Source organism: Microcystis sp. CS-574, assembly GCF_028329095.1.
GTDB lineage: Bacteria > Cyanobacteriota > Cyanobacteriia > Cyanobacteriales > Microcystaceae > Microcystis > Microcystis ichthyoblabe_A.
On sequence record NZ_JAQMSY010000249.1, the window covers coordinates 1 to 23,835 of the forward strand.

18 protein-coding genes are annotated in these 23,835 nt (G+C 46.7%); 8 read left to right on the forward strand and 10 right to left on the reverse strand.

Features of this window, described 5'->3' with window-relative positions:
- Nucleotides 1-346 precede the first annotated feature (346 nt).
- From PN470_RS20190 to PN470_RS20200, 3 genes are all read left to right on the forward strand, one after another.
- A complete protein-coding gene (locus PN470_RS20190; RefSeq protein WP_272105008.1) occupies nt 347-1,870 on the forward strand; it encodes a DNA methyltransferase in 1,524 nt (507 codons plus the stop codon).
- Between the two features lie 257 nt (nt 1,871-2,127).
- Nucleotides 2,128-2,343: a hypothetical protein gene (locus PN470_RS20195; RefSeq protein ID WP_271935535.1), complete on the forward strand. Its 216-nt coding sequence runs from the start codon at nt 2,128-2,130 to the stop codon at nt 2,341-2,343.
- The gene (locus PN470_RS20200; RefSeq protein WP_103113210.1) at nt 2,340-2,759 is read left to right on the forward strand and encodes a type II toxin-antitoxin system VapC family toxin; all 420 of its coding nucleotides are present in this window, start codon (nt 2,340-2,342) and stop codon (nt 2,757-2,759) included. The genes PN470_RS20195 and PN470_RS20200 overlap by 4 nt, the downstream gene beginning before the upstream one ends.
- A gap of 177 nt (nt 2,760-2,936) precedes the next feature.
- On the opposite strand, the gene PN470_RS20205 is transcribed toward PN470_RS20200, so the two are convergent.
- From PN470_RS20205 to PN470_RS20235, 7 genes are all read right to left on the reverse strand, one after another.
- The gene (locus PN470_RS20205; protein WP_103113209.1) at nt 2,937-3,719 is read right to left on the reverse strand and encodes a hypothetical protein; all 783 of its coding nucleotides are present in this window, start codon (nt 3,717-3,719) and stop codon (nt 2,937-2,939) included.
- Between the two features lie 125 nt (nt 3,720-3,844).
- Nucleotides 3,845-6,325, reverse strand: coding sequence for a CPBP family glutamic-type intramembrane protease (locus tag PN470_RS20210; RefSeq protein WP_272104999.1), 2,481 nt, complete (start codon nt 6,323-6,325; stop codon nt 3,845-3,847).
- A 177-nt stretch (nt 6,326-6,502) separates the two neighbouring features.
- Complete coding sequence (locus PN470_RS20215) at nt 6,503-8,857, reverse strand: GH116 family glycosyl hydrolase (protein ID WP_272105000.1); 2,355 nt, start codon at nt 8,855-8,857, stop codon at nt 6,503-6,505.
- A gap of 122 nt (nt 8,858-8,979) precedes the next feature.
- Nucleotides 8,980-9,423, reverse strand: a complete 444-nt coding sequence (locus PN470_RS20220) for a DUF3531 family protein (protein WP_103113206.1) — start codon at nt 9,421-9,423, stop codon at nt 8,980-8,982.
- Between the two features lie 102 nt (nt 9,424-9,525).
- The gene (locus PN470_RS20225) at nt 9,526-10,107 is read right to left on the reverse strand and encodes a CPBP family intramembrane glutamic endopeptidase (RefSeq protein ID WP_002802419.1); all 582 of its coding nucleotides are present in this window, start codon (nt 10,105-10,107) and stop codon (nt 9,526-9,528) included.
- Nucleotides 10,104-11,162: a DUF3326 domain-containing protein gene (locus tag PN470_RS20230; RefSeq protein WP_272105001.1), complete on the reverse strand. Its 1,059-nt coding sequence runs from the start codon at nt 11,160-11,162 to the stop codon at nt 10,104-10,106. Before PN470_RS20230 ends, PN470_RS20225 begins: the two co-directional genes overlap by 4 nt.
- A complete protein-coding gene (locus PN470_RS20235; RefSeq protein WP_002734354.1) occupies nt 11,159-11,335 on the reverse strand; it encodes a hypothetical protein in 177 nt (58 codons plus the stop codon). Before PN470_RS20235 ends, PN470_RS20230 begins: the two co-directional genes overlap by 4 nt.
- Before the next feature lie 200 nt (nt 11,336-11,535).
- Between PN470_RS20235 and PN470_RS20240 the strand changes: the two genes are divergently transcribed.
- On the forward strand, nt 11,536-12,090 hold the full coding sequence (locus PN470_RS20240; protein ID WP_103113204.1) for a Uma2 family endonuclease: 555 nt from the start codon (nt 11,536-11,538) through the stop codon (nt 12,088-12,090).
- A gap of 192 nt (nt 12,091-12,282) precedes the next feature.
- Here the strand turns inward: PN470_RS20240 and PN470_RS20245 are convergent, their stop codons facing one another.
- Together PN470_RS20245 and PN470_RS20250 are read right to left on the reverse strand one after the other, a co-directional pair.
- A complete protein-coding gene (locus tag PN470_RS20245) occupies nt 12,283-14,694 on the reverse strand; it encodes a hypothetical protein (RefSeq protein WP_271935546.1) in 2,412 nt (803 codons plus the stop codon).
- Between the two features lie 814 nt (nt 14,695-15,508).
- Entirely contained in the window at nt 15,509-15,838 is a 330-nt protein-coding gene (locus PN470_RS20250) for a type II toxin-antitoxin system VapC family toxin (protein ID WP_271935548.1), read from the reverse strand.
- 213 nt (nt 15,839-16,051) lie between these two features.
- Between PN470_RS20250 and PN470_RS20255 the strand changes: the two genes are divergently transcribed.
- Genes PN470_RS20255 through PN470_RS20270 form a run of 4 tightly spaced genes read left to right on the forward strand, consistent with a single transcriptional unit; the run spans nt 16,052 to nt 22,386 of the window.
- Nucleotides 16,052-16,903, forward strand: a complete 852-nt coding sequence (locus PN470_RS20255) for a hypothetical protein (protein ID WP_271935549.1) — start codon at nt 16,052-16,054, stop codon at nt 16,901-16,903.
- Nucleotides 16,903-18,753 (forward strand): VMAP-C domain-containing protein, encoded by a 1,851-nt coding sequence (locus PN470_RS20260; protein WP_334310462.1) that lies wholly within the window; start codon nt 16,903-16,905, stop codon nt 18,751-18,753. The genes PN470_RS20255 and PN470_RS20260 overlap by 1 nt, the downstream gene beginning before the upstream one ends.
- Entirely contained in the window at nt 18,743-19,849 is a 1,107-nt protein-coding gene (locus PN470_RS20265) for an AAA family ATPase (RefSeq protein ID WP_272105003.1), read from the forward strand. Before PN470_RS20260 ends, PN470_RS20265 begins: the two co-directional genes overlap by 11 nt.
- 8 nt (nt 19,850-19,857) lie before the next feature.
- Nucleotides 19,858-22,386 (forward strand): SAV_2336 N-terminal domain-related protein, encoded by a 2,529-nt coding sequence (locus PN470_RS20270; RefSeq protein ID WP_272105004.1) that lies wholly within the window; start codon nt 19,858-19,860, stop codon nt 22,384-22,386.
- A 192-nt stretch (nt 22,387-22,578) separates the two neighbouring features.
- Here PN470_RS20270 and PN470_RS20275 read toward each other — a convergent pair whose 3' ends face one another.
- Complete coding sequence (locus tag PN470_RS20275; RefSeq protein ID WP_002793686.1) at nt 22,579-23,799, reverse strand: efflux RND transporter periplasmic adaptor subunit; 1,221 nt, start codon at nt 23,797-23,799, stop codon at nt 22,579-22,581.
- Between the last annotated feature and the right edge of the window lie 36 nt (nt 23,800-23,835).

The following is a 23,835-nucleotide window of genomic DNA, read 5'->3' on the forward strand; positions in this document are numbered from 1 at the left end:
GGGATCCCCCCGCCGATCGGCACCCCCCTTATCAAGGGGGGCAGGGGGGATCAAACCTAAAATCCATTTTTAATTTAATTATAACCAGCTACTTAATTCCTCTTGACAAAATCCCAGCACTTGACATATACTTGTTTATATAATGGGAATCCGTGCCTGCCTGCGACCCCCTCATTTTCAGGCAAGATAGACTTAAGAAAATTAAATTTTGAGCGCACACAGTTCGATCAACTCACTGACCACGATGCGCCCCGACAATAATATTATTGTCGGGAGCGATTGCATTCGTCCTCTTTAAGGGGGAATAATAATACAATTGAGAATGCAGTCAATCCCCTTAATCTCTATGGTCAATAAATTATACTACGGTGATAACCTAGAAGTGCTGCGGAAATATATCAAAGATGAATCGATCGATCTTTGTTATATCGATCCACCCTTTAATTCTAAACGCAATTACAACCAAATTTATAACAACTTAGGCAAGGAAGATCAAGCACAAGCACAAGCGTTTGTAGATACCTGGACATGGGATAATCACGCTAACGAAGCTTTAGAAGAAATTCAAAGCAACTATCAGGGTAAATTTACCAGTCAGACTATCGATTTAATTGACGGTTTAACCAAAGTTTTAGGTAAAGGTAGTCTTCTCGCTTATCTGGTGAGTATGACTCTGAGGATTGTGGAAATCCATCGAGTTTTAAAATCTACCGGTAGCTTTTATCTCCACTGCGATCCTACTGCTAGTCATTATTTAAAAATAGTTTTAGATACTATTTTTTGCTCTCAGAAAGGAGAATTTCAAAATGAGATTATTTGGTGTTATTCAATTGGCGGAAAATCTAACAACAGATTTGGTAAAAAGCATGACGTGATTTTATTTTATACCAAAAGCAATAGAGAACATACGTTTAACCAAAAAGGTGCGACAATTCCTAGGAAACAAAATTCTCACATGAAAGTTGGAACAGATTCTGATGGCAGACAATATCAAGAAAAAAAGGATAGTAAAACTAATAAAATTTATAGATATTATTTAGATGAAGGAAAAATTGCTGAGGATTATTGGACAGATATTGAAACTCTTAATAGAGAAGATAGAGAACGTCTGGGTTATCCCACACAAAAACCGGAGGCATTGTTAGAAAGAATAATCAAAGCAAGTAGTAATAAAGGAGATGTAATTTTAGATGCCTATTGTGGGTGTGGAACGACTATCGCTGTAGCGGAGAGATTAGAAAGAAACTGGATTGGAATTGATATAACCTATCAGAGTATTAGCTTAATGTTAAAGCGATTAGAGGACTCCTTTGGTAAAAATGTTTTAGATAAAATTGAACTGAATGGTATTCCCAAAGATATAGAATCAGCCAAAGCATTAGCCACTAAACCCGATGATCGTACCCGCAAAGAATTTGAGAAATGGGCGGTTTTAACCTATAGTAATAACCGGGCTGTGATTAATGATAAAAAAGGGGCAGATAAAGGAGTAGATGCTATTGCCTATTTTCAGGGAGATAAAGACAATCGGGAGAAAATTATTTTTCAAGTAAAATCCGGTAATGTCAAATCAGGAGACATCAGAGATCTACAGGGAACCATGACACTACAAGGGGCAGCCCTGGGTATATTTATCACCTTGAAACCCCCTAGCAAAGATATGGTTCAAACAGCCAAATCTGCGGGAATTTATCGCGGTCGTTATATGAGTCAAAGTGTGGATAAAATTGAGATTGTGACAGTACAAGAAATCCTTGAACAGAAAAAACGTCTCGATGTTATCCTCACCTTTGAAGTCCTGAAAGCTGCCGAAAAACAAAGGGAAACCCAAGGACAACAAATGAGTTTAGATATACCCTTTCCCGAATAAAACTCTTTTTGTTATTTTTGGGGATAGGGTGTTAAAAAGTTCCAAACCGACCCTAAGGAAGATATTCCCTGTAGAATGCTAGATTATGCCACCAGACTCTATTGACGCTATCCCCATAAACCTATCCATTCAGTGGTTATTTATCGGGTGCATCTCATATTTTTGGCTCTCTCGTAAATTATTCTATTAAGTGCTATAATTTTATTGATGAAAGAATTTTTGCTGGTAGCTAGTTAAGCTTAGAAGGAGTTGATGTTATGTTACTTAAAGTAATTAAAAAAGGCAAAAATATTGAGTTATTAGAGGAAGTTGATTTTCCTGATAATGAAGAGGTATTAGTGGAAATTAGAGAGGTTAATGATTTTTGGTCAACCTTGCAAGATTTTAGGCAAAGAGTAGATTTGGCAAGTCTTGATGATGATACTTTTGATAATTTGCGCGACAATTCAACGGGGAGAGATGTTCGTTTATGACTCTCAAATATTTGCTAGATACTAATATTTTGTCAGAGGCTAAACGACCTCACCCGAATCAGAAGGTTATGACGAAGCTAAGATTATCTAAACGGGAAATAGCCACAGCTACTCTGGTTATCCATGAGCTATTATTTGGTTGTTTTCGACTTCCTCTGTCTAAAAAACGCCAAGACTTAGAGGATTATGTGAATAACGTTATTTTAGCCAATCTACCTTTATTCGATTATGACTTAAAATCAGCCCAATATCACGCACGGGAAAGGTCAAGGCTGTCTAAAGTCGGTAAAAGTCCTGCTTTTGTTGATGGTCAAATAGCGTCTATTGCTTTTACAAACAATTTGAGTTTAGTTACCAATAATGTTGATGATTTTAAAGATTTTAAGGGTTTAATGATTGAAAATTGGTTTTTCTAATCTGTAATTGTTCTGTGTTAAGTAGCTGGTTATAATTAAATTAAAAATGGATTTTAGGTTCGATCCCCCCTGCCCCCCTTGATAAGGGGGGTGCCGATCCCCCCTGCCCCCCTTGATAAGGGGGGCATCTGACAACTTTTAACGCCTACCTACTTAATACTCGATAAATCATTTCAGCTAAAAAGGTCTAGGGTGAATAATCTTAGCCGTCACCTTTCCCACCCCATAATGCTCCCCCAGAAAGGTAATCACCGCATGAAAGAGATTTTTTGTTGTGGGCGGAAAATAGTTGTAAGGCCATAAAAAAACGTTGAAAGGCCGCGCTCCCAGTTGCTCTCTATATCTAAAAGTATCTCGCTCCGACAAACTCACCACCGCACCGAGTCTTTGGGCCAGGACGATACAGTTCTGAAAATTTTGGGTGGCATAACATTGAACGTCAAGCTGATTGCACCGACCGCGCTTGACTAAATCCGCTTGAAATGGCTGAATGCTGCAAAAAATCGGTTTCTGGTACTGAAAATCTAGAGACTGGAACTCCTCCTCCGAATAATGGGCAAAAAAATGGTCATCGACCTGAATCCCATCGCCATGGCGAGCCTCGTGGATCAGTCCGGCGACGGTCAGGGAACGATACTGGGGCGACTGAACCCAGACCACCGGCATTAACTTGTACTCTCGCGCCTCCCGACTCACCCGCCGCTGTACCTCATCGGACACCCCCCGAAAATCCAGGAAGACCACCTTATAGTTTTGGCTTTGGATGTCTTTCATGACCTGGCCGAGGGTATTAGTGGAGGAATAAAACCGAATTTGAGGTTGAGAAAGCCAAGTTCCATTGGGAACTCCGGCGATCGCTAATCCTGGACAGAGGCATCCCCACAAAGTTGCCACCCAAATTGCCGTTTTCTGAGATAGTCGTCGGTACTCCCCGGTCATTAACCTATCCATTGTTCGCATCTTCCCTCCGATTTTTCCACTCCGCTCTACATACTGTAATTCTCAATCCGCCTATTTCTCCATTTTCTCTCCCTGTTGATAGAGTTCTTGGCAGTAAGCTAAGGTATTGTCCGATCGAGACAAGATTAAAAACTGCCACGCTTCGATCGCCGTGTCAGTCGAGATAGACCGTTCAAAAACAGCAACCAAACCACCACCACTAACCAATGCACCACCGAGATCGTCCAGAGAGAACCGGTCAGCCAATAGACAACAGTGCAAGTTAATCCCAATAAAGCCGCTAAAATCAAGAAAATAGGCTGAAAAAAAGTCGGATTGCCCTTTTTGTAAAAAATAATTGCATTGAGGGGATGATAGACGGTAAAAAGCGTGATGCTGACCAGAGCAGAGAGGATCAGGTTAGCAGTGGAAGTCGCCGTTTCGGGATGGGGAATTAACAGCACCCGAAAGACGAATTCCTCCCACAATGCCGGGGAGAAAAAACAAAAGACGAGCATTTTCAGTATCTCTAACGGTCTCCGTTCGGGGGAGCGCCAACGTAAAAAACCCGACCAGAAACCGATAGTTAAGGCGATCGCACCGTATAATCCCAATCCAATCGCCGTCACCCCCCAATCCCGACCGGTAAGGGGCAGCACGAGCGCTCCCAAAGTGCGACGGAGCATCGGCGCGATCATCGGCATTTCCCCGAATAACTTGGTCGGTGCGAGGGGTAAAATCTCCGGCATCGCTCCCCCGACCTGATTAGTACGGAGGAACCAGAGAGTAGCTCCTGACCGCAGGAAAATCTCACCGATCACATCATTGCTGCCTCGCGGTAACATCGATCGCCAGCTTAGTAGAGCGTTAGCCAGTGTATTTTCCCGAATCAAGCCTTTTCCGCGACTATCGGTGATACCGGCGAGAATTTCGGCGTTTTGCCGCCAATCAGCCCGGATCACCCCCCGGGGAGCTAATACTTGTTCCAAACGATCGCCCAATTGTCCCAAACGTTGAAAACGCAAAGTTTCTGGGTCATCGGCATGGGTTGTCAACCAAGCGGCGATCTGCGGATCGGTTTCAAACTGGTGGCGCAGGGTAGCGATCGTGATATAAAGGGCCTGATTCGAGTCCTGGACGCAGGAAGTCGCGGGGGTAACACTAGAAACCCCGGTCCCGTCCCCGATCCGGTAGCGAGCCATCATGATCTCTAACTGCTTGTGGAATTCTGTCAGGGGGGACAGAGAAACCCCGCCAAAGTTGTAATCCTCCAAGAGGTCTAATTTTACGATCGCATCGGATAGGGGTCGGGAATTAAGCCATCCCCGCTCTAAACTACCCGTATAGTTCGCCCAACTCTGATATCCCGATAAAATCCCCTGGGGATTGTGTGCATACACCTGATCGTAATCGAGCTGCCACTGCAGCTCTCCCGTCTGGGCATCCCGAATCACTTCGTAGAGAAAATAGGAAAAATGACCTGTTACCGTTGCCAATTGTATTGATTCGCCTTTTTTACCGCCGATTCCCCCGAAGAGATGAATTCCTATGCCTTTATCGCCCTCTTTCCACGATTTTTTTTCACCCTCCGGCAGGACTGTTACCCGACTGGCGGTTCCTTTGCGGGCGGGGGTATCGTTCCAAGTGCCACGGGCGATGTAATCTTGGCCCGATCGCAGCCCAGTCAGGGTTTCCGTCGGCTGCAGTTGAAACAGCGATCGGGGTTTGAGCGCTTGAACGGTAAAGAGGTTATCCCGTCCCTGCGCCCCGTAGATATACCAGCCCTGATTTCCTTCGCTTGCTGCTGCTAACTGTCGAGGGGTCGAGATAAAACGTCCTCCAGAAACTAAGGGTTGTTGGGGAATGCGGATCACTTCCGAGCTGCCGTCGAATTTTCCACTGTCGCGGTTATAGTGTTGCACTCGGAAAAGTTCGCTGCCACAGGGGGGTGAACCGGGGCAAACCTTGGGGATATCGGTGGAGGTTCGGGGGGGAGCTTCGCCGATAATTTTCACCAATGCCACAAAGCGCCCAGTAACGATCAAGGGCATTCGCTCCACTTGTAATGACGTTTCCCCGATTTCTGCATCGGGAAAGCTGACCACCACATCATCGAGCGGTCGCGATCCGGCCAGTGCTTGCAGTGGTCCAACCCCTGAACGACCATTCAGGCGAGTTGGTAGGATATTTCCCTGTTTTTCACTCTCGATCGCCTCCGGGGTGAAGCGAATATCCTTAGTAACCAGTCCTAAATATCGAGCCAGTGCCGGGGATTGCCGCCAACCTAAACGAACTTTTTGACCGACTAAATCCGGCCGGGGTGCTTGGTAAACCTGCAACCAAGTCCAATCTTCCCCCGGTTTCGCCGAATATTCCTCCGGTTTTGGCAAAATCAGGCGACCGATCCAGGGGGCGATCGGGCGATACCATCGCGGATCGAGGGATTGCTCTAGGGGAAAATAGCCCGGTTGATTGACCGCTAACCGACTCATGATCCAGTAGTCAGCCTTGGCTTCTTCCACAGGCCGCGGACTGAACAGAAAAACCGCTAGAGCGATCGCTGCTAGGGAGAGAAGTATCCAGACAATCCGGGAAATCGTTCTTTTCATGGCATAGCTGACGCTCATAGATCGAGTCAGGTTTCTCCAGCCTACAGCGTTTAGACTAAGTAGCTGGTTATAATTAAATTAAAAATGGATTTTAGGTTCGATCCCCCCTGCCCCCCTTGATAAGGGGGGTGACGATAGGCGGGGGGATCCCCCCTTGATAAGGGGGGCATCTGATAATTTTTAACGCCTACCTACTTATCCCTGAAATTCCGTCAAAATCCCATAGATAGCCCAGATAGCCATGGCGCGTAAATAATGACAAGCGCGAAAAGTTCCCACCGATGTTATTGCTTCTGGGGTGCGAAATTGTAGGCCATTTTCATAAACTTGTCGCACCACTGCTTCCGTAATTTGCCATCCTTGCTTTTCCATTCCCATTTGTAGTAAAAAAGCCACCAACCCAAAATTAATTCCTACCCAAACCTCCAAGGGATGAGTTGCCTCGGGATTTTCGGGAGTACCATCGGGTTTTAAACCATTAGCCGCCCCAAATTTTCCCCCATGAAACTTGAGAAAACAAGCCTGATAAATCTTACTTAAAGCTGATTGCGTGTATTGATTTTCTACCACATCCGGTAAAGCCAATAAACGAGCATAAAATTGACCGCATAATTGGTCAGTCATCACCACATCGGAACCACTGCCACTATCTAAATTATAATATTCTCCATTCCAGAGAGTCTGATGATAAATAGCGCGAGATTGCTGTAACCAACTGGCAAAAATTGCCGTATCTTCTCCAAGAATTGCCCCAATTTTCAGCGTCGCTTCTAGGGCTGCTATCCACAAACCACCACAATAGGCACTAATTCCCTGTAAACGCCAATCATCAAAGGTTTGGTCTGGTGCGCCGGAATTTTCGGGGATGCCATCGTTATCAAGGTCAAAAGTTTTTAAATATTGCAAAGTCAGAACAATTGACGGCCAACATTCCCGCAGAAAATCCTCATCTTTAGCCCCCGTTAATAAATAATCCCGATAGACTAATAAAACAAAATCACTGCCTAAATCTTTCCAGAGATTACAATCTTGATAACTGGTGTAATTGCTCTTTTGCCAAGGGTGTTCATTGGGTGCGCCTAAATCGTGGGGAGTGGCATTTTTAGCCTTACGAATGGCACTAGCTTGGTTATAACCGATAATCCGAGGAGTGTCGTCACTGCTGGGAATTGCCCTGGCAAAAGCTTCCATGACGGCCTTTTCTAAGCGCGGCCATAACATCAGTAACCCAAAGGAACCATAGAGACGCACATCAAGACTTTCATACCAACGATAATCAATACATTCTAAGACCCCAAATTGACCGATGGCATCCTGTTCCGTGGCGGCCGTCCAGAGAGTACCGCCGTCCGTAAGCAGGTATAATTCGTTAAATAAAGCCATTTTAAACCAATCGGCCAGATCGCTGCGTTCTAGGATCGGTTTTTGCCAGTTAATAATATTTTCTCGCCATGTATCGCCCTGTTTTAAAGCCGTGCGTACCATCGCCCAAGCATTTTGACCATTGCGACCGAAAAAGTCCGTATAACGACGATAATAGTTAATTCCCTGGGCAAATTCGGTGACTGGTAAATCCCAAGCTAAAATAAAAGGAATTTTGCGAGTTTTCCCCGGACGAATGGTAAAACGAATCGCCATGGCCGTGGCCGTTTGTTCCCCTTTTTCGGCAGGGGTTTCGTCCTCAATATCCGGTAAAGAGCCATTCATGGCGAAATAATCCCAAACTTCGCCCCCATCGCCAGCAGGGTTCCATTTACCCAGATAGAATACCTCTAGACTCGGATTAGTGATACTGGCAATCGCCATCTGTCCATCCCCTTCCCCGGGGTTTTCGTAATCCCGACGCATTAGACAGCCAACGCGGAAATTATCGACAATCCATTGATTATAATTACCCTCACTTTCCCCCCATTTTGATTGATATTCATAAACGGGACTACCATCATCTCTCACTTTAACCACTGGGGATTTAATCGCGTTAGTAAACCAACCGATTGTATTTTGCCAAGTCAGCATAATACTAATAGTAATTGGTTTATCGGTGGGATTATGGGCCGTCCATTCAAATAGGGCAATAGGATAACTACTTTCTTGATAATTATGCGCCCAAACTGGTGAGAATTGTTCGCAAATTAATTGAGTCTGAAAAACATCTTTGTACTCGTACCAACTGCGGGGATAAAGGGCCCCATAGGTTCCCTTTTCGGCTGGATACCACGACCAGCGCGATAACGTTCCATCCATCGGGCTTTCCGTCGCCATAGCGTAGGCTTGGGCGCTTCCGTCTTCTGTTTGTTCAAAAATGCTAAATTGACAGGCCGCAAGGCTATTAAAACTGTGTTCACCGCCGTCCAGATGCCAGAGGTTAAAGTCACCTTTGGGGGAACGTCCGATGCAACCGGCCCCAAATCCCCCCAGAGGCATCCCATGCCAAGGACCATCATCTAAATTGCTGGCGTAGCGGACGCTGTAGGGTTTTTCCCAACCTTTGCCTAGAGGACGTTTCCAAGCAGCGGCGGGAATTTCTGGAAGGGAGACGAGATTAAGCATAGATGTGGTTAAGTGGGGTGTCGGGTGTGGGGTGTCGGGTGTGGGGAGAATAAATAAATAAAAATAAACTCCTGACTCGGAGAATACTGACTCCACCAAGAAACTTTTTCAGTAAAACCTAATTATTCGCTAAAGAGATAATTACTGCGATCGCTTACTGGCCAATCTTGATTTTCTCCACCGATAATTAAACGTTTAATATCGACAAAATCCTTACTTAATTGGGTCAAGGCATTGATTAAAATATCCAAAGCAATAAGATCGCTAGTACCAAGGTCAAACCAACAACGTCCCCAAGTACCTAAGTATTCAAAATCGGTCATATTGTGCATCGGTGACATAAAGGCATTTTCGACCATATCTGGATCGTATTCCATATAACTAATATCGACTCCCACCTCCTGTACCTGTAGGTTTTCGGCATTGAAAGCCCCTAATTTACCCAAATAAAACCAAGAGGCAAAAACTTCTTCTACATACTGCTGTTCCATATTCGAGGGAACCGTCGAAAATTCCAGCCAAAACCAGACATCAAAAGGATTAAATTCGCGAAATTGCACTTCCATTTTTTTTATAGGAGACAGGAGTAGTCACTGATAACTGATAACTGATTACTGATAACTGATAACTGATAACTTCCCCACTGATAACTGATAACTGATTACTGATTACTGATTACTATGCTGTAATTTCCAGAGAAAACTAGCGAGGAGATTGGTGATAATATGAGCGAGGATCGGGATTAATAAATTACCGGTGATGATGACGGTATAACCGAGGGCAAAACCGACAACAGTTGCCCAGATAACATAGGGCCATTGTTGGGAACCGCTAAAATGGAGGATACCAAAAATTAGACTAGAAACGGTTAAACCAAAGATATTTAAGCCCAAAGCCGGCAAAATCACCCCGCGAAATAATAATTCTTCACTTAACCCCGGCAGTAATCCAATCCAAATTAAATCGGGCCAAGCTAAAGGTTTAATGACTAATTCTAAGTAAGAGTTAGCACTATGGCGATAACTAGGCCAAAAACCATAGAGAAGCCCACTAATTCCACTAATTGCCCCCGCTAAGGCTAATCCGAACAGGAAATCCGGGAGAGTCCAGCGAATGGCGGGAATAGCGATCGCACCGAAATATTGCCAAACTTTGGCGACTACCAGCAAGATAATCGCCGTTACCGCCATAATGGTGAGGACTTGTGTGCGTGTCAGGGGATCAAATTCGGGATTAGGGGAATTAGTCACGGATTCTCGGATAAACAGCGTAAAGAGTTTAAATTAGGGCGAAGAGATGCGAGGTTAACCCCTGCCCGTTGACAAACGATCGCACCGATCGCCTCTGTATATGAGTGTACCCTAATTGCTTTCACCCCTAGGGGTTCTGAGGCCACCTTCATTCTTGTACTATTTTCCTGGACAGCGATCAGTACGGTTTTTTCTTGACAAAAACTTAAAACTGTGCTGGAGCCGCAGGCACTGGCGGGAACGATCAGTGCGTCCACCTCCCGGCTCCAAATAGCATCGGGACTGGGCTGCTTGACCAATTGGGGGGCGCGACTCAAACCCACCAAAACGCAGGGTAAAAAAGTATAACCGATTTCTTCGGCCGCGGCCTTGGGGGAAAGTTGCGGATCGAGGGGCAGCGGACTTAAAGCGGGAGCGTGGGCCGCCGGTATTTGGAATTGTCGCACCACCAGATGGGAAATCACCGCTTCGGCCCCGGCAAGGGGATCCACCCCCTGACCATGGCGATAATTAGCCAGGGCAATGCTATCGGGATCGTCAGGAAAACGGGCAACAATGGCGATCGCTTCCGCCCGGCCCTGCTTAATCAGTTTTTCTGCCCCCCGCAGCAAGCTGTCGGGATTGCCAATTGTTCCCCAACTGGCCCCAGAGGCTGCCTCTCGCAACTGCACATTTAAGGGGGCATCGGTGACAAGGTAATCGGTCAGATCTAAGCCTAGGGTGGCCCGGACAGCATCGGCAGCCTGAAGGTGTCTTTGCAAGAGGTCAAATTCAATGGCGCGATCAAATAGTAACCCGATGCGATTTTGATGGACGGGACTTAATCCCCAATCCCCCCGGGCAAAACGATCTAAAGCGTAACCCTCCACATAATAGGTGTTGGCTAGAGGCCAGTACAGTTGTGCGCCGTTGAGGACATTGGGATGGGTAATTAGGCGATCGCAAACCTGGGCGATCGCTCTGGCCACGGGAATGCCATCCCCAGCATAACCGCCAATCGCTGCCCCGATGCCGGTGGGAATAATTAGTACGGCGGTATAGGGACGGGAATTCACGAGGCAGTGGTGACAATCGCTTCGACTTTGACTTGATTATTCTCGGTATCCACTTCTGTGATTGCCCAGCGCAAGGGTTCACCGCGTTTGGCTAATTCTTTTTCGATTTCTTGCTGCAGTTGTTGCGGGGTTTCCTGTAGGTCGATTTCGGCACTAATAAAGTGAGTGGTCATGGGAATGGTCTAGAATAGTTATCCCCTCAGTTTATCAAGATTTTGCCCTCTTGCGCTGGTTTATCGGCTCTCTGGGTCAGGAACCACAAAGACACGAAGAACACAAAGATCGATCGCTACTACATCGTTAAACTGATCACACAAAGTCGATAAGAGCCGTTCTCGTACTATAATTGATACTAGGCTTTCCCCTAGAGATTATGATCGCAGTTCCCAACTACATCAGTCCCCAAGAATATCTCGCTATCGAGCGCCAGAGTCAGATCCGTCATGAATACCGACGTGGTTTGGTTTATGCGATGGCCGGCGGTACGGATAATCACGATCGCATCGCCTTCAATTTTCTCAAAGTCATTGACGAACATTTCGGCGACTCTACAGACTGTCGGTTTCACTCGGGTAATGTCAAGGTTAACTATCAAGATCAGTTTTATTACTATCCCGATGCTTTTGTTACCTGCGATCCGCGCGATCGCCAAGATCGTTATCTGAAACGCTATCCGAAACTAATTGCGGAAGTGCTTTCCCCCAGTACGGCCGCTTTTGACAAGGGCGAAAAATTCCAAGATTATCAACAGATAGAAACTTTAGAAGAATATGTATTAATTTCCCAAGAAATCCAGCGCGTGGAATGCCGTCGCCGTAATTCTCTGGGGACATGGGAAACGACTATTTACGAGACAGGCGATCGCGTGATCCTGCCAAGTATTAACCTAGAGTTAGCGATCGCCGATCTCTACCGGGGAATAGATTAAAGTGATAAACACCGTTATCCCGTTGGAAGTTGAAAGGCATCATTGACTAGATACCTCTCTTTCTTGTTTATTTAGCGATAGCGATCGCCCTTCTTTTCCAGAACTGCGATCGCACTTTTGTCAAATCGATTTCTTGAAACTGTGTTGTCAGAAACCGCCAAAGTGCGATCACCTATCGCTTGAGAAGAGCCTTTACAAATTGACTACGGCCACTGAGTGGAAGTCTATTGTCCCTCCGATCCACAGTTGGTTGTAGTTCCAGTCAGCGTTGTAACCCGTTGCGTGGCTGGGGTCGATCGCCCGACTGTAGGCATTCACCCAGAACGAGTACGCACCCTGATTGTCTGGCTGTCCCGCACTAGGGAATTTCAAACGATAGACTGCTGTGGCACTCATGGTGTTGTCGGCCTCACTGGTGTACCAGTGTTCAGTTGTTGCCAACGTCTGTGCAGACGTTGCTGTGGGCATAGGGGGTTGTAGCGATAGAACTGCGGTTGAGCTACCACATCCACTGGCAACCAGTTGCCCGTACAGAAGGTGCAGCGATGAAACCTGCCAGACAACCTGAAACTCAATATCCTCACCAACGGGTCGCCGTATTACCGGGCATTGTAGTAGAAGAGAAGTCCAGATCGTACTGCCCACCACCCGCCAATTCAGGGACGTGATTGCCCCCAAGGGTGACGAGTTGTCCACGTTCACGCGGATAGGTTTGGAATAAACAAGATGGTTCTTGCTTGCATTCGCCAGTTCCACGCGCAGTTCATAGGTGCCTGGTTGGAACTGGTAACTAGGCCAGGCCAGCAGAAGATAAGGAACCAACCAATTGCCAGGGTCGGGCAGAATATTGTACCAACCCTTCCCGTCCACTGGGTTGACCCAGGTAGGCGGACTGCCCAACGGACGAAAAATCGGCCAGCTTAAATTGAGGAACGGTGCCTCTGGCCCCCCGTTGTGACTGTACAGCACACGGTAGAAGGCTGCATTCGGCATCTGGTTACATCCACGCAGCAGGAGCGTACCAAGGAATGGAGCTGTTGCGGCTGGATCGTTTGTGGAAAAGGCTGAACCTTTGATCAGTCCGTCAGGATGGGGGCGGTTGGGGCGACGGGCAAAACCAGTAACTGGATCGATGTAGCCACTGACAGGTGGATCCCCCACTGCTGGCGGTTCGGCGAGCATCAGACTAATCCCCTTGATCCCCGCTCCCTCTCCAGCCTGAGTACAGGTAATCTCTGGTATGTTTCCACACAGGGGGGCAGCCACTGCAATCTGTGAGGCGTGCAGAGTGACTGGCGAAATAGCTCCCTTATTCCAGCGCACATCAAAGAAACCCTCAGAGTAGATCGTCTCCTCGGTTCCATCGCTATCCACATCCTGAGTGACGCGGAAGGTGATATCCGGGACATCAAGGAGCGGCAACCATTCAGCCTCAATCTCATACCAACACGGTGGGCGAAGGAAGGGACCGATGTAGCGTTTCAGGTCAAGCTGGTACTGATGCTTACTGCCTAGATGTGTTTCTAGTACCTGCGGTCCTCCCTGCTGGAAAGCGCTATCTAACTGACGCAAAGCATCGGGAATGGGGGGAGGAACTGAGCGGTCAAACACTGGGCGATTGAGCAGTGCTTGGCTCTCAGTCGGGCGTAGGTTACTGACCGCTGACTGAGCGATCACCTGCAATTTTTGTGCAACCTCTTTACCAGCCAACGATGCTACGCGACGGATCGCATTTGGGTTGCGAGCCAGGAAAGTTACTGGATCGGGACCTGGATCGGGTCCGGGCCGTGGTATTGGGATCAGCTTGAGAGACTTCAGCAGATCGAGCAACTTCGGTTTAATTAGCAGTTCTCCTAAGCAATGACGCTCTAACCGCCACCGCAAAATCCAATCAATCTCAAAGCGTGGCACCCAGGCACAGAAATTACCACAGCCATCAGTCTTGGCAGTGCCGATCTCCTCCGTATGGCAAAAGACCGGGAATAGCCAAGCCCAAGGAGATTCGATGGGAAATAATCCAAGGAAGGTACAATCAGTATCAAGGATGTGGACAGTTGCACCTGGAACTGGATAATCAACGCCTGTCGTCGGGTCAGTCTTCACAACCTTGCCGCAGATGCGGCGAAACAAGAATAGCTCTGGATCAATTTGCCACTTAAGCTGTTCACTTAGTTCGGCAACGTTCTTATTGACAACTTCCTCTGCCTTCAAGCCTGTTAGCGCTGCCAGTCGTTGCGCCTGTAGAGGTTTGATCGGTTGGCGATCGGGTGTTAGGTTTGGTCTTGTATCTATCATCATCTCAACCTCAATTACAATTGGAATTTCTTTAGCGTTGATGTTCCACAACACAGAGTCTTCAGTACTCTTGATAAGATTGCCAGCGGAGTAAACCTTAAAAAATAGATCGGGCCGTCGGTCAAAGAACAATTCTTGGAAATAAGACTCGTCAAATGTTATCTGGAAAACACCTTGACTATCAGTAACCGCACTGCCAACTAAGTCGCTGCAGATCAAGTCCTTATCCCACGCCTCAACTCGAACTGCAAATAGCCCTTGGTGCGTATGAAGATCGATAATTTGACCAGAAATTCTAAAGGTTGTCATTTTTTCTCTCCTAATACATACACTTTGTGCGTTGATATGCTCCCCTCACCTCACTCAAAAATCACAAAACCCGCCGCCGGAACAGTTACCAAAACTGCTTTCCCACTCTGTTTTCACGGCATTCTCCGCACCAGCGGCACTGTAGGGTGGGGTTGTCCCGCTCTGGACTAAATTCCCCTCGTTGTCCTTGTACCCATTTTCACGACCATCGGAGAAGCGATCAAGCATTAAGAAATAGAACGCGCTTGGTCTTCCCAGGCGATCGGCGACGGGAACAATCCCCCCGCCGGTGATAGGGATGCAAAATTTAGTTGGCTTAAGCGTTGAACGGTTGTCGTCATGGGATTTTTCCTCTCAATCTTTCAAACTACTCACCCTGTCCGCCGCTCTTTTAATTCCTACTTAAAAACGCTTTTTTTTGGGGATGAGGTCGTTGGCTTATTCCCTCCTTTTTAACCGTCTTCATGTATATTTTTTGACTTTTTGATGCTCTTCTTCTAGGGTAAAGTGAAAGTATAGTAAAGCGCTGTCAAATTTTCAAAACTTAATTTTTCCGAGTCTGTCCACTCACTTATTTTTAACAAAGGTTAAGGACTCCCTCTCAAATATTTTTTGATAAGTTCGATTCTTCCTTTTGGCTTCCTGGTACCCCTTGAAGCTACACTTTCAGCGATACCGAGCCGAAGCAATTCTCTTAAGATCGAATAATCGCAAAATCGGCGCGGCTATTTCCCTTTATCAACCCATTGACCGCCCGAAAATGCTTTTCATAACTAAATAAAGCCAGATTATATTGTAGAGCCATCGCCGCGATTCACATATCGTTAGTGGGAATCGGATTGCCCTTTTTCCTCAAGTCACAATAAACTTTAGCGTAATACTCGGCGGTATCGCAATCGATCTCGCGTAGCGAGCGCTTTGCGTTCGCAAAACGGTTAATTTTGGATATTTCCAAAAATTGCTTAAGTTCCCTTCGGTTATATTCCTCTCTAGAACCCAACTCAAAACCACCATATAATTCCTCTAAAATTACACTATTTAAACCGATTAAAGGCCTGTTCCTAATAACCTCAACTGCTTCAAAAATATTACGTTTAAAAGCGGTGTAAGCGTTGGTATCCAGTAGAATCGGTCTTAGCTCCACAAACTTTCCTCAACTGCTCGAAAGGCCTCTATATTTTGTAAAAAATCCATCTCATCCGCCTCTGTCCAAGTTCTGGCTAATTGAGATAATAAAGTCTGATCGGAATCGACATTATTTGTTCCTAAATCCTGCAATAAAAATTTGATCAGTTTTAACTTTTCATCTTAAAATTGAAAATCAACAGGGATAGGAAAGCCCTATAACTGGAGGATCATGGCTAAAATTGTCGGTGTTCACGGTATCGCGCAAGAATTTAGGGGTAGCCACACGATTTCTGCTGAGTGGTTGCCAAGTCTCAAGGATGGATTGAAACTCGCGGGAACCGAGTTAGAGTCCGATACCGATTTTCGTTGCGCGTTTTACGGAGATATTTTTCGGGGAAAATCGAAAGCGATCGGCATCCCGAACTACGATGTTAATGATGTCGATTCCGATTGGGAAAAAGAATTACTCCAGTTGTGGTGGCAAGAAACGGAACGAGTGGAAAATAATCATCCGAATGCAGATAGCCTTTTGAGAGAAAAATCTACCCCCAAAATTATCCAGAGAGCTTTGTCGGGGTTAAGTGAATCTCGGTTTTTCGGTAGCATTGCCGAGAAATTGGTTATTTCTTATCTTAAGCAAGTGGGGAGCTATTTACACGATCAAGAGCTAAAACAGCAGATTCAAGAGCGAGTAATAGAATGTATCGGTGAAGATACGCGGGTACTTGTAGCTCATTCTCTCGGTTCGATCGTCTGTTACGAAACTTTATGTCAGCATCCAGAATGGCCGATTAAAGTCTTTGTCACTCTCGGTTCTCCTTTGGGGATAAGACAATTAATTTTCGATCGACTGCAACCATCCCCCCGCAATAACCTGGGGTGCTGGCCCGGAAATGTGGAAAGATGGGTGAATATCGCGGACGATGGCGATGTGGTGGCGTTGACAAAGGAACTCAACCCTTTATTTGAGGGAACTATCGAGGATAAGCTAGTTTATAATGGTTGCGAGGCTCACGATGCCAAAAGGTATCTGACGGCGGTTGAAACTGGGGAAGCGATTCGATCGGGGTTAATCGATTGATGGGTAATGGTATGGATGAAGAAATCAAGTATTATCTAATCGCTTGTGGGACAAAGGATTACAACGCATTCGAGCAATTACCCAGCGTCGAGACGGATTTAGAATTGGTGAACAGTCTGTTTACCAGTGGTTTTGGATATGAAAGAGTTCTGCCAAGTTTACACTTGAATCCCACAACTAACGATCTTAAAAAATTATTCCCTGATTGGCTTCGGGATAGAGAGCGGCATGGAACGAAAAATATTCTTATTTTTTACTATTCCGGTCATGGCGAATATTGTCAAGGTGATAGACATTATCTCATACTGGAAGACACAAATAGTGACGATATACCTTCAACGGCTTTACCGACTCAAGACTTAGTTCTTCCTATTAAAAATAACCAAGTAACAATCTCTCAAGTTCTCTATATTATTGATACTTGTTACTCCCAAAGTGGTGCGGGAGATATTATAAAATTCGTTAGCGATGCGATCAAACAATATGAAGCGGTTCGAGGAGCTAATATAGCTATTCATGTTATGGCAGCTTGTAGGTCAAAAGATACAGCGATCGAAGGCGTTTTATCCCGATCGCTGCAACAAGCTCTCGATGATATAGAAGCGATCGATTTTTATTCCCACTCTGGATATGTCGATCTAGGTTGGTTGGTTCATAAAATGAACCAAAATGTTGACAGTAATCAGCGTGTTAATTATTCTGCGCTAGGAATTGAAACCCATGCTATCTTTTTTCCTACTTATCCTAAAGCTGACCAAAAATGGGAAAATCAACGATTTAATTTAATCGAAAAACTTTTCAATATTTTAAATATTAATTCCGATAATAGTTTATTTTTAATCAACTCTTTTCTGTTAGTCTATGAGGATCCCAAATCGTCATCTATTTCAAACATACAAGAGCTTAGAGAAAAACTAAAAGATTTGTCTAGTAAGCCAGTTAATCAAGAAATATGTCCTTTGATTTTATTTTCTGAATGGTGCAGATTGAAGTTATTTAAGGATGAAACCCTAGATATTGCTGAAGATATTGATACTTGGAAAGGTGAAGCTGTTCGATATAGGGATGGTGTGCAGTTAGACACAATCAAGAAATATGCGAGAGAATTGTGGGATAAATTTAATAAAATTATCGAACTAGAAGGAAGAATACAAATTGTAATCTCACCCGCAATTGATAAACATAATAATACTGGCTTACAAACAGAATATTTTCATGTAAATACGATGTTTTTTGTGGGAATAAACGATAAAATTAAGTTATGGAATATCTATAAAAAAGAACAAGTTTTTATGTTAGAAGAAATGCAAAATAGTTTCTATCAGGTAATTCCTGAAATATTTTACTATTTACCCGATCGAGCAAGACTAGAGATTGAATTTTTCCTTCCATTTGCTTTGCTGAAACACTCCCTAGAAGATATTAAGTTTAGAACTGGTAAGAGGCCATCTATCGGATACGAGTATCCTGTTTTTATTAACTCCTTCGATCGCTATTTCGATGAAGATTTCCGAGAAATACGCGACAAGATCGAGGAGATCAAGAGAGCTTTATGGGAAAATAATAGCGATCTTGACTGGGAACATTACTACATCGGAGCCGAACCATCGATCGCCGATCTGGAAGAGATCGTGGAATCCCTGCCGATCGCCGTCTGGAGTCGAAACGCCAACCAACCGATGACAGATAACGATCTAAAACCCTCGGAATGGAAAAACTGGCCCGATAAGATCAAAGAATTACGCAGAAACAAGCGAAAAATCGCCCTTTTCTGGGACGATCTATACCCCAAACCCTCCCCGAGACCAAGACCTCTAAACACGAGAGTGGTGGAATCCAATGGCCAATAAACCAGTTACCAAAGCAGAAGACCTTCGCATCTATCGGGGTTTGACCCTGAGTGCCGATAGTTTACCCACACCCAAAGAACAAAGAAAACACCTCGATCGCATCCCACCGCCACCCCCTTGGCGCAGTTTTAGCCTGTCCCCGGAAGAATGGACAAAAGCGGCGAAATCGCAGAAAATACCGCCCGAACAGGGAAAAATCGACCCTAGGGCTTTAGGATTCGTCGTGGATAAGAAAGGGAAAGCGGTGGAATTGGTGAATGCTGCCCTCTGCTTGCGTCGTCCCCTACTGATTGAGGGCAACCCCGGCGCCGGCAAGACTTCCCTGGCCTACGCAGTCGCGCGGGAATTGGGACTACCCGGCCCCTACCGTTGGTCGATCGTTTCCCGCACCACCCTTAAAGAGGGTCTTTATGCCTACGATGCGATCGGAAGGTTACAGGAAGCTTCCCTACAAAGACAGAAAGTGGGAGAGGGGGGAGAGTACGAGGAACCAGATATCGGCAGCTATCTAAGATTAGGTCCCATGGGGATGGCTTTTTATCGATCCCGTCCAGGACGACCGGCGGTGCTGCTAATTGATGAGATCGATAAAAGCGACATCGATATGCCTAACGATCTCCTCCATATTTTCGAGGAGGGATTTTTTGAAATCCCGGAACTGACACGATTAAAAACCGGCGACCAATCGGTTCTTCCCTATCGCGGTCAACAGGATGACAGCGAGGAAAAAATCCCGATCGATCGAGGTTGTGTGTCTTGTCAGGAGTTCCCCCTAGTATTCATGACCAGTAACGAGGCCCGGGAGTTTCCCCCTGCTTTCCTGCGTCGATGTTTGCGTTTAAGACTAGAACAACCCGACAACGAGGATGATTTCTATCGGATACTAGAGCAACGTTTCCCCCCAGAGAGCCTGAATCAATTGGAAGAACCGGCCAGAGAACTGATCCAGAAATTTCTCGATCGAATTAAACGCAAAGACAAACTAGCCACCGATCAACTGCTCAACGCGGTCTATCTGTTACTACAGGGAAACGACCTCACCGACCCCGATCGCCAATCGCTGCTAGACACCATCTTTAAATCCTTGCAAGGGTAGGGGGAGAGATGGAAGGGAAAAAAGCCATCTGGTGGGAAGACGAGAGGGAAATGGCAGAACTGATCTGGTGCGCTGCTTACCTCGATCGAATTATCGCGCCTTGGTCGATCGAGCAGCCTGAACAGTCGGAAGCAACCTCATCTAATGATAAGGAGGATAACCGGTCATCCGGCAGCGGTGAAAAAACCCCTCCCCCCGGAGCGATCGAGCCAACGCTCCCCGTTGCCTATCCCGAAACCATCGATCGCCCGATGCAGACACCCCGGAAGCGCGATTCGGTCGAGAGCGATCGTTCTTCTCCCGTTCGCGTCCCCGATCCCTTTCCGATACCCGAACCCACCGCCATCAGTAAGGCAATTCTCCCCCTAGCGCGTCGCGTGCCTGGATTACGGGCCGACGAGTTGGATATCGAGGTTACAGTGGAACGGACGGCCGAAGCGGGGGGATTACCGATGCTCGCTTTCCGACCTCCCCTAGAACGTTGGTTAGAGGTTCACCTGTTGATCGATCGCTCTCCCCCGATGGAATTTTGGGGAGATCTAGCGGGGGGAATGACCACTCTCTTCCGTTGGCAAGGCTTTTTTAGGGATGTGCGGGTTTGGTGGTTCGAGACGGGTGAAAATGAAGCTCGTTTGCTTTCCGGTGCGGGGCAAATCGAACGGAACCCTCGCAGTCTGGTTGCACCCTCTGGAAACCGACTTTTTATTGTCCTAACCGATACTTTGGGGAAAGCTTGGCGATCGAGGTCTGCCTTTGCCACCCTAGCGGATCTGGGCAAAGAACACCCCGTCACCATTGCTCACATTTTCCCGCAGGAGCTATGGCAACGAACCGCTTTAGAGGGGGCGATCCTCCGGCCTTTGATCGCACCGGGTCCCGCTTCTGCCAATGCAATACTGCAAGTGGGGGAAAGACTCCGCACGAAGCAGATTCTCTATCGGTTCCCCATTTTCAATCTATCCCCTGCTCACTTTGCAACCTGGGCGAAATTTATCGCTGGGAGCGGTGGTAATTCCATTCAGGGGGTTTTAATGGGAGCAACCACTGCGGGGGTGAATATGGGTGAAACCGGAGAAGAAGAGGCAGCTGCTCCGGAAGCGGAATCCCCGGAAGAGTTATTGAGAGGCTTTTTAATCGATGCCAGTCCTTTGGCCCGAGAACTGGCCAAAGTGCTGGCGGCCGTTCCCCTGATTCCTCCAGTGATGCGATTGGCACAGCGGCGATTTTTACCCGATAGTAAACATTGGCATCTAGCGGAGGTCTTTTTTAGCGGACTGGTCGAAAAATCTACCTTTAGTCCGGAGGGAGCGACGGTTCCGGATGCTTGGTACGATTTTTACCCCGGCATTCGTCAGCTACTGTTGGCAGATAGTGCCGCTAGACGCACGATCGATATTTGGCGCGGCATCGGCGATTATATTCGCGACCATTACGGTGAATTTCGCGATTTTTCGGCTCTAATCCCCAATCCACAGGGTTCTCTAGAGGATGCAGTCAGCGATCGCTCTCTCTATTTCGCTGAGGTGGACGCGGCTGTTCTCCGCACTTGGGGGGGAGAGTACGCCGATATCGCCCAAGACATCGAGGAGAGAGTGAGGCAGCGAAAACAGGAAATCTTGACCCCGGAAAAACTCCTAAAATTCCCCTTCAAGACCCTATACGTCAATAAACGGGGAATAATTACCAAAAGAGAATCCCGGGAGGCCTACTACTACCAAGAACCCCTAGGGGAGGGCATCGAACCCCTGACTATGGTTGCTATCCCGGGGGGCGAATTCCTGATGGGTTCACCGGGAGAAAAGGGCGATTACAAGTTTGAAAAACCCCAACACCCCGTGAGCGTCAGTGCTTTCTACCTGAGCCAGACTCCGATTACACGGGCGCAATGGCGGTTCGTGGCCCACCTACCGAGGGAAGGAAAAGACCTCGATCCAGAACCTGCGGAGTTTAAGGAAAGTGATAATAACCCCGTCGAGCGCGTGAGTTGGTACGATGCGATCGAATTCTGCGCCCGTCTGTCCCGTCACACGGGAAAAAATTACCGTTTACCGAGCGAGGCCGAGTGGGAATACGCTTGTAGAGCGGGAACAACCACCCCCTTCCACTTTGGCGAGACGATCACGGGAGAACTGGCGAATTACGATAGTTCAATAGTCTATCAACAAGAAAAGCCGAAAAAATCCCCACAGAAAACCACCCCCGTCCGCTCCTATCACCCCAACGCCTTCGGGCTGTACGATATGCACGGGAATGTTTGGGAGTGGTGTTTAGATCCGTGGTACAAAGATTATCAAGGCGCACCGCCCACAGACGGGAGCGTTTGGGACAAAAAAAACATTGATAATCGTTATCAAAACTTATTAAATAGTATAAATAAACTCTTGACGTATAACCGAGCTTCTGTATTGCGGGGCGGTTCTTGGTACTACGATCCTCGTAACTGCCGTTCTGCTTACCGCACCTTCAAACTCCGCCGCGACAGCAGCTACTACTACATCGGTTTTCGGGTGGTGTGCGGTGCTGGGAGGACCCTGTAATCCTTTTTCTCTTTTTTTCCCTTTTTTCCCTCATTCCCTTTTCTGGAATTTTTTTAGGCAAGCTATAGTACAAGTGTATTGGTTTAGGAGTGGTCAATTACCTGGGGGGTTTGATCCCCCCTTAGTCCCCCCTTGATAAGGGGGGTAATCTGACAGTTTTTAACACCTAACTACTTAGCAATCCCCAACTAATCAAGGATTACTCAGGATACTGACCCGGACTTTTTCGCCATTTTGCAAAGGTTTACTACTATTAACGACGAAACGCTCCCCCGGTTCAAGTCCGGTGATAATTTCTACTTGACCGTCAAGCGCTTGACCGAGACGAACGGGACGTTTTTGCACTTGCGAGTTAGACTCGGAAAGGACGAAAATGGCTGGGGATTCCCCCTGACTGACAATTGCTGTTTCGGGGACAATCACCTGAGGGGCAGAATTATTATTAAACCGCACCCGGGCCAATAATCCCCCTTTAATTAAACCATCCCCATTGGGTAGAGTAATCTCCACGGGAATCCGCCGGGCCGTGCCTTGGCTGAGGGGAAAAATCCTGTTGATGCGACCGGAAAAATTTCTCTCACCGAAAGCATCAAGGCTGACATTAACCGTTTGTCCTAAATTAATCGTTTTTAAATCCAATTCCGATAATAATACTACTACCTTGACCTGTTGAAAATCACCAATTTTGAGGACTTCATCGCCGATACTGACTAAATCCCCCGGCTCTTTTAGTTTTTCGATAACTATCCCCGTCGCCGGTGATTTAAGAATAGCGTAGGCCTGACGTTGTTGTTCCTGAGCGATGACCGATTTTTGGGCGGCAATTCTGCCGATAATTGCCGCCACCACCTGTTCCTCGACTTTAATTCTCGATCTCGCGCTATTAACGGCTTTTAAAGCCACTGCCGCCGTGGTTTGGGCTGTTTCGCCCTGTTGCAGGGGAATCGCTCCTTCTAGGGCTAATTTTTGCAGGCGCTCGCCATCATTTTTGGCCTGTTGGTATTGTAGTTGTAGGCGCTCCACTTCAATTTCAGCGTTACTGACTTCAATTCTCGCCCGGGCTAATTCCGCTTCTAGGGCCGACAGGGCGGATTTTTCTTGCCGGACAACGGTGGCAAGGAGACGATCATCAACATGAGCGAGGATTTGTCCTAATTGCACCTCATCTCCCACATCGACGACGAGATTAAGTAACTGACCGGTGGCTTGCGATCGCAGAGAAACCACTTTCAAAGGTCGGGTAGTTCCCGTGTAATCGAGATTGCGTCCGATGGTTGCCAGTTTAGCGGTGGTGACGTTGACGGTAGTAGTACGGGCCGCTGGTGGCGGTGGTTGGGTTTCGGTCCTGGGAGAACAACTCGCGCTTAAGGATAAGATAACCAGAGCGGAAAGGATAATCGGAGTCGATCCCATGGCGATAATCTTGGTAGAAAGCTGCTTTTGAGTCGA

What these genes read in the sequence shown, in the direction of transcription:
- PN470_RS20200 (WP_103113210.1), top strand. Translation starts at nt 2,340, where the DNA reads ATGACTCTCAAATATTTGCTAGATACTAATATTTTGTCAGAGGCTAAA.
- PN470_RS20210 (WP_272104999.1), bottom strand. Translation starts at nt 6,325, where the DNA reads ATGAGCGTCAGCTATGCCATGAAAAGAACGATTTCCCGGATTGTCTGG.
- PN470_RS20190 (WP_272105008.1), top strand. Translation starts at nt 347, where the DNA reads ATGGTCAATAAATTATACTACGGTGATAACCTAGAAGTGCTGCGGAAA.
- PN470_RS20195 (WP_271935535.1), top strand. Translation starts at nt 2,128, where the DNA reads ATGTTACTTAAAGTAATTAAAAAAGGCAAAAATATTGAGTTATTAGAG.
- PN470_RS20205 (WP_103113209.1), bottom strand. Translation starts at nt 3,719, where the DNA reads ATGCGAACAATGGATAGGTTAATGACCGGGGAGTACCGACGACTATCT.
- PN470_RS20260 (WP_334310462.1), top strand. Translation starts at nt 16,903, where the DNA reads ATGGGTAATGGTATGGATGAAGAAATCAAGTATTATCTAATCGCTTGT.
- PN470_RS20265 (WP_272105003.1), top strand. Translation starts at nt 18,743, where the DNA reads ATGGCCAATAAACCAGTTACCAAAGCAGAAGACCTTCGCATCTATCGG.
- PN470_RS20270 (WP_272105004.1), top strand. Translation starts at nt 19,858, where the DNA reads ATGGAAGGGAAAAAAGCCATCTGGTGGGAAGACGAGAGGGAAATGGCA.
- PN470_RS20255 (WP_271935549.1), top strand. Translation starts at nt 16,052, where the DNA reads ATGGCTAAAATTGTCGGTGTTCACGGTATCGCGCAAGAATTTAGGGGT.
- PN470_RS20220 (WP_103113206.1), bottom strand. Translation starts at nt 9,423, where the DNA reads ATGGAAGTGCAATTTCGCGAATTTAATCCTTTTGATGTCTGGTTTTGG.
- PN470_RS20240 (WP_103113204.1), top strand. Translation starts at nt 11,536, where the DNA reads ATGATCGCAGTTCCCAACTACATCAGTCCCCAAGAATATCTCGCTATC.
- PN470_RS20215 (WP_272105000.1), bottom strand. Translation starts at nt 8,857, where the DNA reads ATGCTTAATCTCGTCTCCCTTCCAGAAATTCCCGCCGCTGCTTGGAAA.
- PN470_RS20245 (WP_271935546.1), bottom strand. Translation starts at nt 14,694, where the DNA reads ATGACAACCTTTAGAATTTCTGGTCAAATTATCGATCTTCATACGCAC.
- PN470_RS20275 (WP_002793686.1), bottom strand. Translation starts at nt 23,799, where the DNA reads ATGGGATCGACTCCGATTATCCTTTCCGCTCTGGTTATCTTATCCTTA.
- PN470_RS20235 (WP_002734354.1), bottom strand. Translation starts at nt 11,335, where the DNA reads ATGACCACTCACTTTATTAGTGCCGAAATCGACCTACAGGAAACCCCG.